The organism is Amycolatopsis minnesotensis, assembly GCF_039529815.1.
Lineage (GTDB): Bacteria > Actinomycetota > Actinomycetes > Mycobacteriales > Pseudonocardiaceae > Amycolatopsis > Amycolatopsis minnesotensis.
Genome location: NZ_BAAANN010000087.1, coordinates 1 through 9,318, shown reverse-complemented (window position 1 = coordinate 9,318; position 9,318 = coordinate 1). Strand labels below are relative to the sequence as shown.

Genomic DNA, 9,318 nt, shown 5'->3' with positions numbered 1-9,318 from the left:
TCGACCACCGCGAAGACCCACCCGGACTCCGCGCCGGAGCCCCCCACCCCACCGACACCGACACCGACACCGAAGCAGACGAGTCCGATGTGGACGATCTTGTCGAGGTGATCTTCGAGGACCTGGATTCCTATCAGGACGACTCGCGGCTGGCGCAGTTGGCGCACCGGGTGTCGGAGGAACATGAGCGCCGGTTGGCGTCGTGGCCTTCGGGCGACGATCCCACGATGATGGCCGGTGAGTTCAGGAGGATTTGGGACGACGCCGAACTTCGGAGCCTTCGGCGGATGCTCCAGCAGAGGGTCGATCAGCGGCGCAGGCCCGCCAGGGTCCCTTCGGTCGCCGAGTACCGCGGTCTGGCCGAGGCGCAAGCCGACTTGATGCTCGTGCGGGATCCCGAGGAATTGCTGCGGTTGATGGGGATGGATGACGACGTCCCGGGCAAGGCTCGTGATGTGCTGCGTGAATACACGGAAAATCCGCTGGCTTCGGAGGACGAGCAGAAGCTCTTCGAGGACATGGCGAATGTGGTGGCGCTCCGGTACGGGTACGACGACTGGAGCGATGGTCCGTCGGAGGAGGCGGATGCGCTGCTGCAGCGGTTCGCCGGTGATCTGGACCGGTTGCGCGACAAGGTGGACATGACCGCGGAGGCGGCACTGGCGAAGGTGCTGGAGAAGCGGTGGGAGAGGTCGTTCTCCGAGGCGAAGCGCGTGTTGGGCAACGTGCCCGATCACGATGAGGTGCGCGATCACGCCAAGACCGTGTTCGGTGATCTGGGCACGTCCGGGTTGACGAGGGCGGTGTTCGACGCGCACGCGGTGAAGCTGCACGACTGGGTTACGACGCAGTTGGGCAGGGCAGGCTCGGCGGTGGAGTTCCAGAAGAGGTGGAACGATCCCGCGCTCGCCGAGATGCGCGCCGTGCTGAACCTGAACCCGGGGTGGGAGAGCGTTCTCACCGAGTTCTACCCCAGCTCCTCAGCCTGGATCTCCACCCTGCGCACCGTGGAACGGTCACCCGCGCAGGCGCGGCAAGGCACAGACGCCCTCCTCCGCGCCGAGAGCCTGCTCGACCTCGGTACGAAGCCGGAGTTGGCGGGTGCTTTGGCCAGGCGTGCCACGATCCTGTACGACCAGGCGGTGGACGCGGTCGCGCGCGCCGGGCAGCTCGACTGGGAGTTCGGCAGGTCCGCTCAGGACGAGGGGAGCGCGAACCAGACGGCTGAAGAGCTTCGCAGGGACTTCCAGCACGCGCTGAGCCTGACCGAGCCGCACGAGATCGAGACCGCGCTCGACGAGTTCGAGTCGAGGCACATGGTGAAGCTGCTCTCCGGGTCGTTGCTCGTCCAGCAGAAGGATTCCGCGTCGGATCTGCTGGCCGCCACGATGTCCCGCGCGTACCGCGGTGGACACGGCGACGACAACGCGGTGAAGGTCCAGCTCGCTGACTTCGCGGCGGTGGCGAAGGCGTGGCAGGACGACGGGCTCGCCGAGAGCCTCGCCTGGAGCCGGGTGGACAAGCTGATCGAGGACTTCACCGCGGTGCTGGACGACCCGCAGGCGGCGAGCGTTCAGATGCTGCTCGAACGCGAACTGGTCGAGAACCGCGAGGTACCCGCGGCACCGGGCGGCCCGGCCGGCCGGTGGGCGGCGGACGAAGCGGCGATCGCGGCCGAGCGCACGAACCAGGAAGCGCGGTTGAACGCGCTCTGGGAGAAGGCATGGCGCGACTCTCTCCTCGTCCGGCGTCAAGAGCTCTTTCTCGGCCGTAAGATGTTCGGGGAGAACATCGGCGTGGGGATGGCGCGACTCGGCGACGACATCGTGCGCGATCTGCTCCTCGCCCACGGGACCGCTGTCTACGAATGGATCGATTACTACAACCGTCGTTACGAAGGCAATCCTTTCCGGAGCGGAATATCTGCCCATTTCGCCAGGGACTGGGATGCCTGGGCGAATCTCCGAAGGGTCGCGCCGATCCGCGAGAAATCGAACGCGACCGATATCGGGAACTCGATGGCCGTTCCGATCATGCCGTCCCGCCTTGCCGGTCAGTACGAAAACGCCCTGAAGGATCTCGAGAACCTGCAGGAACGGGATCAACGGTGGCTTGACGACGCGAAGGAAATGCTCGACCTCCCGGATCCGGACCGGGCGGGCAGGGATCCGCGCGCGGAGATGGTCAAGCTGGTGCGGCACCAGGTCCGCAACACCAGCGGGCTGGGGGACATCTCGACGGGTGAAATCGGCTTTTCCGCCGAGGCAGAGGCCGTGTTCGAAAGGGAAAGGGCAGCCCGCGAGTTCGACGAGGCCGAGGCGAACCTCAGCGGTGACGCACGGCAGCGAGCCGACGACCTGCGTGAAAGCATGGTCCAACTCGTGGCGTACGAAGCATCCCGGGTGCGCAACAACCCCGGATTCGGGCGCGGTGCCTACGGCGGGGAGGGCTTGCCACTCAGTTTCGACCGGTTGTGGAAAGCCTGGTACGAAGATCCGCGCGCCGGCCTCGGCCGCGAGGACGGCGACCAAGCCGCTTGGCTGGCCGACGAGCTGCGCGCGCAGTACCACCAGTTGCTCCTCGACCGCGCGTTCGACACCGAGGACGACCCCCGGTTGATGGCGGTCTACGACCGGTACGGCACCACTCCCGACTTCGCAGCGGCAGCCGGCCTGCTCGACGTGACGACAGCGGAGCTGTCCGCCGGAGCGGTGAGCCGAGCAGCGGAGCTGCGCGATCTCATGATCAAGCTCATCGCCTATGTCGAGGCGCGAAAGCCGAGGTGGGGTCCGGCTTTGATCGATGCCCTCAGGTACCACGAGAACAACGTCGATGCCGACGAAGAGCAGCCCTTGGCGGACCACGAGAAGCATCCGAGCGGCGCGGATCCGGTCGTGCCGCTCGCGGAGTCGTTGCGCGGACACTTCCAGAGGCTGAGCGAGGACGGCGCGTTCTCGACCGGCATCGGTCCGCTGGGCGAGCTGTACAAGCGGTTCGGGTTCCTCTTCGGGATCGCCAGCAACGAATGGCCCACTTTCCACAGCGCGGAATCGTGGTTGTCGGATCTGGACGACTACCAGCAGAAGCAGCTCCGGTCCGCGCCGGTGCGCGAACTCGTGCCCGCCGAGCACATCAAGAACCTCAGTGCCGCCGAACTCGATCAGCTGCGGGACTTCGCCCGGGTCGTCCGGAAGCGACGGGAGGACATGGCGGAACTGAGCGAGATGTACGGGCGACGGGCGGACGACCGGCTCCGGCTGGCGACGGCGTTCAGGAACGTGGGCAGGTGGCAGTACCGGTTGCACATGCGGTCACGTGCCCGCGATTTCATCGACAGGGACGTGCTGCGCAAGGTCGACGACTCCGCCGGCCGGATCGCCGACCTCCTGGCACCGCACGTCGAGCGCGGAGGAATGAAGAGCGAGGGAGACGTACGGGCGGATCTGCGGGCTCGTGTCTTCGTGGACATCGAAGAAGCGCGTTCGAGCGGTCGTGACGACCGGGATTCCTGGCTGGACCGGGGTCACGACGTGCTCGGGACGCGGGACCTGATGGACGGGCCGCGCGCGGAAGCGGCGGCCATGCTCGCGCTGGTGGTCGGAAAATGGGCGGAGGAAGGCGAGAGCGGCTTGGACTCGGACATCCCCCGGCTCACCGGCGTGCCCTCGCGCGGTGAGGTCGTCGGCGCGGTGCAGGACATCGACCCGCGCGGGCACGAGGCGGCCGACGTGCTGGCAGGCATCTACGCCATCCTCCACCGGGAGGCCCGGCACGGTGCCGCGGGCCTCGAAGGGCTCTACCGGGAGGTCGACTCCGAGAGGAGCACCTTGAACTCGGCGCCGCCCCTGGGGATCAGGCACAGCAGCCGGATGGCCCGGCGCTGGGACGCCGGGGTGTTCGTTTCCGACCTCAGAACGGCGGTCGAAAAGGTGGCGGAGCTGAACGCGGCCGATCGGCAGTTCCTGCGGCAGAAGGGCGAGGCGCGACTGGAAGCAGCGGGATTGGCCTCGTCGGGCCGTCTGGCGGAGATCTTCGGGTTCTGGCAGACGAGTTATCCGGGCCGCACGGAGATGATCAAGTTCAGGCAGGACCTGAAGGACACCTTCTGGTTGTTCAGCCACCCGTTCTCCTTGCCGTGGGCCATCGCGCAGGAGGTCGCCATCGAATACGGGCGGTCCACCGGGGCGCTGATGCCGCGGCTGGTCAGTGATCTACGGGACCTCGGATTCGACTCCGCGCGGAACAGGGAGGACAACGAGGCCGGCAGTTTCGTCGAGGATTCCGACATCGATGCCAGTGGTGAGTCGGTGTTCACTGAGGTGCGGGACGCCGACGCCGGACTGGGCGGTGTCCCGACGCCGGGGGGTGCGGTGGATTCGGATTCCGATGTGGACATGACCGAGGTCGATGCGGCCGGGGAGGTGGAGTCGCCAGAGGAGCAGGACGCCGGACCGGGTGGCTGGGGGGACGTGCCGACGCCGGGTGGTGCGGTGGACTCGGGTTCCGATGTGGACATGATCGAGGAAGCCGCGGCAGGGGATGCGGATTCCGATGTGGACATGACCGAGACCGCCGCGACCGAAGACTTCCCAGAGTCCGATTCCGATTCCTCTGAGGAATCGGAGAGCGCCGAGATGTTCCGTCGGCTGGACGCGCAGGTGCGGACCGCGGAGCAGCAGTTGGCCCAGCTCGAACCGGACCGCGGTCTCACCTTGCGGCTGACGGTGATCTCGGCGCTCGGTGGACGCGTGCGCGATCTGACACCGGAGATGAAATCCCGCTACCGGGCGATGTACACGGTGATCGCCGCGTTGTCCGACAGGTGGTCGGAAGGAACCTTCCCGCGCAAGTGGCACGAGACCTCGGGCATCAGGCGTGCGCTCGAGCGGTCGGTCAATGCGGACGGGCGGCGAGAAGTGCGCTTCGCCGTGCCGTGGGAGATCGCGTCGCGGCGGATCGGTGCCGCGGCGAACGCCGCGCGGCGTCGTTTCGTCGACAAGTGGGCGGTGTCCTTCGCACAGGGCAGCCGGTACGTCGAGCAGGACACGCCGGAGGTGCGCCAAAACGTCGAGACCGCGAAGCGGCTGCTGGGCGGCGAGCGGCCTCTGCCCGGCCCCGGCATTTCCGAGGCCGAAGGGGAGTTCCTGTGGGAGCGGATGGCGCATTTCGTCGCGTCCGAAATCTCGTCGACCATCGACTTGACGTCGTTCGGCCGAGAGGTGGCGGAAAAGTTCGGTACCGCCGCATGGGACTTCGACGCGGTACAGGCGCGGTACGGTGCTGAACTGCTCGAAGCGTGGGCGTGGAAGCTGGATGTGGGCGATTCGGCCGCCCAGGAAGCACAGGGGAAGGCGATCGAGGAACTGCGGCGAATACTGCGCGAGCGTTTCGCGAGGGAGAACCCCGGGCTCTCGGACGTCGACGAGGCGCTGTACGTCGAAGATGAGCTCGCCAGGATGGGCCAGGAGGAATGGGACGACCTTCCCCTCCTGCTCGCGCGGAAGGCGAGCATCGAATCCGAGCTGAGGGCCTCGGCCAACCGGGTGTTGCTCGATTTCACACGACTGCGCGGAACCGGGCTCGAAGAACTCGTCCGGCAGTTCGACACGGCCGCGCGCACGCACACGGACCTGCGCGAGTACCTGTCCCGGGTGGAACGGGAGCAGGGACGCGACGCGGTACAGGCCTACCGCCACGACGCGGAGAACTCGCTGTGGGACCGGCGGCCGGAGTGGGTGCTGGAGGCCGGTCCGAGCCGGGAGCTGCACAACAGGGTCCTGGACGACATCGTGACGTTCTACGCCGGAGGCCTCGCACGCGGCGATGACCGGGACGTACTGCTGGAGTCACTGGCCGACGTGCGCGGGGCCGCGCAGGAGCTGGTGTACTGGACCAGGTTCGGGCAGGCGCCACACCTCGGTGACGTCGATTTCGCGGCGTTCGAAATGATCGAACGAAACCATACGGTCGCGAACAGCGGGGCGGCGGAACATCTCGAAACACAGCTCCAGGATTTCCGTGCGTACTGGGCAGCGGACGTGCAAGCGGGGCGGGACACGCTCGACAGCCTGCCCGACGACCAACGTGCCGGAATCTACGGCGAAGCACGCCTGCTGTTCCCCGTGGAAGAGGACACGACCAGGAGGTTCTGGTACGACACCGGGCAGCGGCAGCTCGTCCAGTTGAAAGAGGACGATCCCTGGCGGCAGGGTGAGTTCCGCTGGCAGGTCGGGTTGGGCAGCGAGCAGCTCAAGGAACTGCGCGACGAACTCTCGCACATGATCATTTCGGAAACGGTGAAACTCGCGCCGTTCTTCGGGGTGGTAGCCATGGAAGAAGCCCAGGACGGATACGATTTCCAGCGCGCTCTGCGCGACGAGGAGAACGGGCCGTCGCGGACGTGGAGCGAAGAGGAGCAGCAGGAGCGCGCCGCCGAATGGAAGAAATCGTTGAGCGTGGACTGGGCCTGGCTCAGAAAGGGTAAGAGGCGCCTGCCCGGGAAAGAGCAGAGGTTCGTCGTGCTTCGCGACGACCTGAACAGGCAGCTTGCTGATGCGCGCGAAGAGCACCGTGCGCTGAACGATTCCGAGTCGGCACTGGGCCGACGTGACGGGGACTGGGCGGAACACGTTACCCGGCGTGCCGCGAACGACGCTCTCTTGAAGGACATCCCCGAAAAGATCGCCGCCGCCCAGGCGGAGCTCGATGCGGAACGGACGCGTTTGGCGCAGGAAGAGGAGTGGCTCGCGTTCGAGGATTCTCCGGAACGCGAGTTGCCGGCACCCGGTGATCGGGAGAGGTTGAACAGCCTCGAAGCGCATCTCGCGCGGCGGAAGGTCGCGATCGAGGCGGAGCGGGAATCGCGGCGCCCGCTCCTTTCGGACATCGACCGCATACGCAACATGGTCCTCCATCGTGGTTCGGAGGAGGCCCTCAATTTCTCGCCCGTGCTCGATGACCTGGTGAACCCCCGTGAACGCTGGTGGTGGGAGCAGTTCTACGAAACCGATGCGGCGAGCGGTGCGTTCCCGCCCGCTCGTCTCGGCGTGGTTTCCGCGCCGGGGTATGAGGTTGATTTGGTGGGTGGGGGTTTGCCGGTGGTGGCGGGGGATGGTTTGCCGGGGTATTCGGTGGAGGTGCCGGTGGGGCATGAGGTGGTGGCGGGGGTGGTGTCGGATGTGGAGATGGTGTTGCGGTTGTTGTATCGGGGTCGGGTGGGGTTGTTCGTGGCGGCGGCGGAGTCGTTGGCGGGGTTGTCGGGTGGGGATGCGGGTCGGTTGCGGGGGCATGCGGAGCGGTTGTTGCATTTCGGTGCGGTGGGTGATGGGCGGGAGGGGGTGGTGGTGGCGTGGGAGCGGTTGCGGGTGGGGATGACCGATTTGGTGGCGGATTTGTTCAGGGGTGGGGAGGTGGATGCGGTTGCGGATGCGGTGGCGCGGGGGTTGTCGGGGGAGGAGGCCGCGGTGGCGGGGGTGGTGGGTGGTGAGCGGGTGGTGGCGCCGGTGGTGGCGGGTATTTGGGCGGATTTGGTGTCGGAGGGTTTTTGGGCGCCGATCGGGAACGAGTTGGACTTTTTCGCGGGGCGGATGCGGTCGGTGCCGCCGCGGGTGGCGGGGGAGCATCGGGTGCGGATGGTGCGGTGGCTCAAGCCGGTGGCGGGGTTGTCGGGTCCGGAGCTGGAGCGGTTGCGGCCGGTGTATCACTCGGTGTTGGAGGCGTTGGGGTATCTGTCGTATCAGGACCAGGCCTCGGGTAGTGAGCGGGCGTGGTGGTTCGCGGCGACGTTGCCCTATGGGCAGGCGGCCCGGTTCGGGCGGCTGGCTGAGGTCACGTGGCCGGAAGGGGATCTGGCGCACGGGGTGCTCGACGACCTGTTCGACACCGCGATCACCCAAGCCGAAGCCGGTACCGCGGCACAGAGCGGTGACCTGTCGACACGTACCGGACTGGCACAGCGCGGAGAACTGGCGCGTCAGGTGCTCGATGATCTGGATCCGGTGCGGCGGGACCAGCTCGGGATGTCGGTCGATTTGATCCTGTTGCGGGAGCGTGATCCGGTTCCGGACGGAGGTCCGCGGGCGGAGGCGCTGGCGGATGTCCGGGCGGTGCTGATCACCGAGCTGGATGAGCACCTGTCGGCCACGAACGGGGTTTCCGGTGGGGTGGTGATGGTGGGTGATCCGGTGGGTCGGCTGGCGGTGGATCTGCTGGACCGGTTCGTGCCGCTGGACCAGGGTAGTGAGCATCGGATGCGTGGTGAGCTGGGCCCGTTGACGACGATCAACCGTCAGAACTACCTGAACGACGTGCCCGGTGCGCGGGTGAACTGCGGGCCCGCGACCGTCGCGGGATTCCACCTGCTGGGCGGGGAAACCCGGGAGGTGCCGTTGCGCGGCCCGTATCCGGCGATCTACCTCGAACACGAACTCGCGGGCCGATTCGAGCGCGATGTGCCGCTGGAGGAGGTCGTCACCCGGATCTTCGGGCAGGACCCGGCCGTCGCCCCGCACGGGGTGTTCCTGACCATGGGAACCCGCGACCAGTGGGCCCACCCGCTGACCGTCTACCGGAACAGCGGCGGCAGGCGCGTGATGTTCCTCGACATGCAGTCCGGGGACCACGCGTTCAGCGCCGAGGTCGAGCCGGACGGAACGATCCGCTACTTCAGCGGCCGCGACGGCACCACCGGCCAGGACCACCCGATCCCCCGTCCCCCCGTGCCCACGCGAACCTGGTTCATGCCCACCCGCGCCATCGGGCAACCAGAACCCGAAAACCTGCCGAGCCGGGCGGAAAGCGCGGTCTACGGCATCGACATCGCTGGCCCGTCATCGAGCACCGCCGCACAGGCGGAACCCGGTCGCACCGACCCCGCCGCGCGGACGGCGATGGCGATGGCGGGTGACCTCCCGCCCGCCGCCCCTGGCGCATCCACCCGGGACCGCCAGCGACTCCACGACGAGCTGATCGCCAAGCTCACCACCCTCATCACCACCGGGACGCACCCGCGCCAAGCCTGGAACGACCCCGAGGTCAGACACCTGCGCACCGAAGCCGAATCCCTCCGAGGAGAGGTGGCCGAACCGCACTACACCGGTTCGCAGGGTCGCGTGATGACCGCGTTGCTCCAGCACGTGACGGAGCGGAACGGGTCGGCGCGGAGCAGCGCATCCGGCACACCGGTCGATTCGGTGGGGATCGAGTCCGATCCGGTGGGGTTGCCGGTGGTGGGTGCTGGGGTGGTGGATGAGTGGGTGGGGCGGTTCGGTGCTGTGGGTCGGTTGATGGCCGATGGTGGGGTTCGGTATCGGGCGGTGG

The 9,318-nt window shown here is 67.4% G+C and carries 2 protein-coding genes; one reads left to right on the top strand and one right to left on the bottom strand.

The window, feature by feature from the left end; translation table 11 throughout:
- On the bottom strand, positions 1-185 hold a 185-nt coding region (locus ABD256_RS43635), incomplete at its 3' end, for a hypothetical protein (RefSeq protein WP_344432226.1).
- A gap of 102 nt (positions 186-287) precedes the next feature.
- Between ABD256_RS43635 and ABD256_RS43630 the strand changes: the two genes are divergently transcribed.
- A partial coding sequence (locus tag ABD256_RS43630) for a hypothetical protein (RefSeq protein WP_344432224.1) occupies positions 288-9,318 on the top strand: 9,031 nt, incomplete at its 3' end.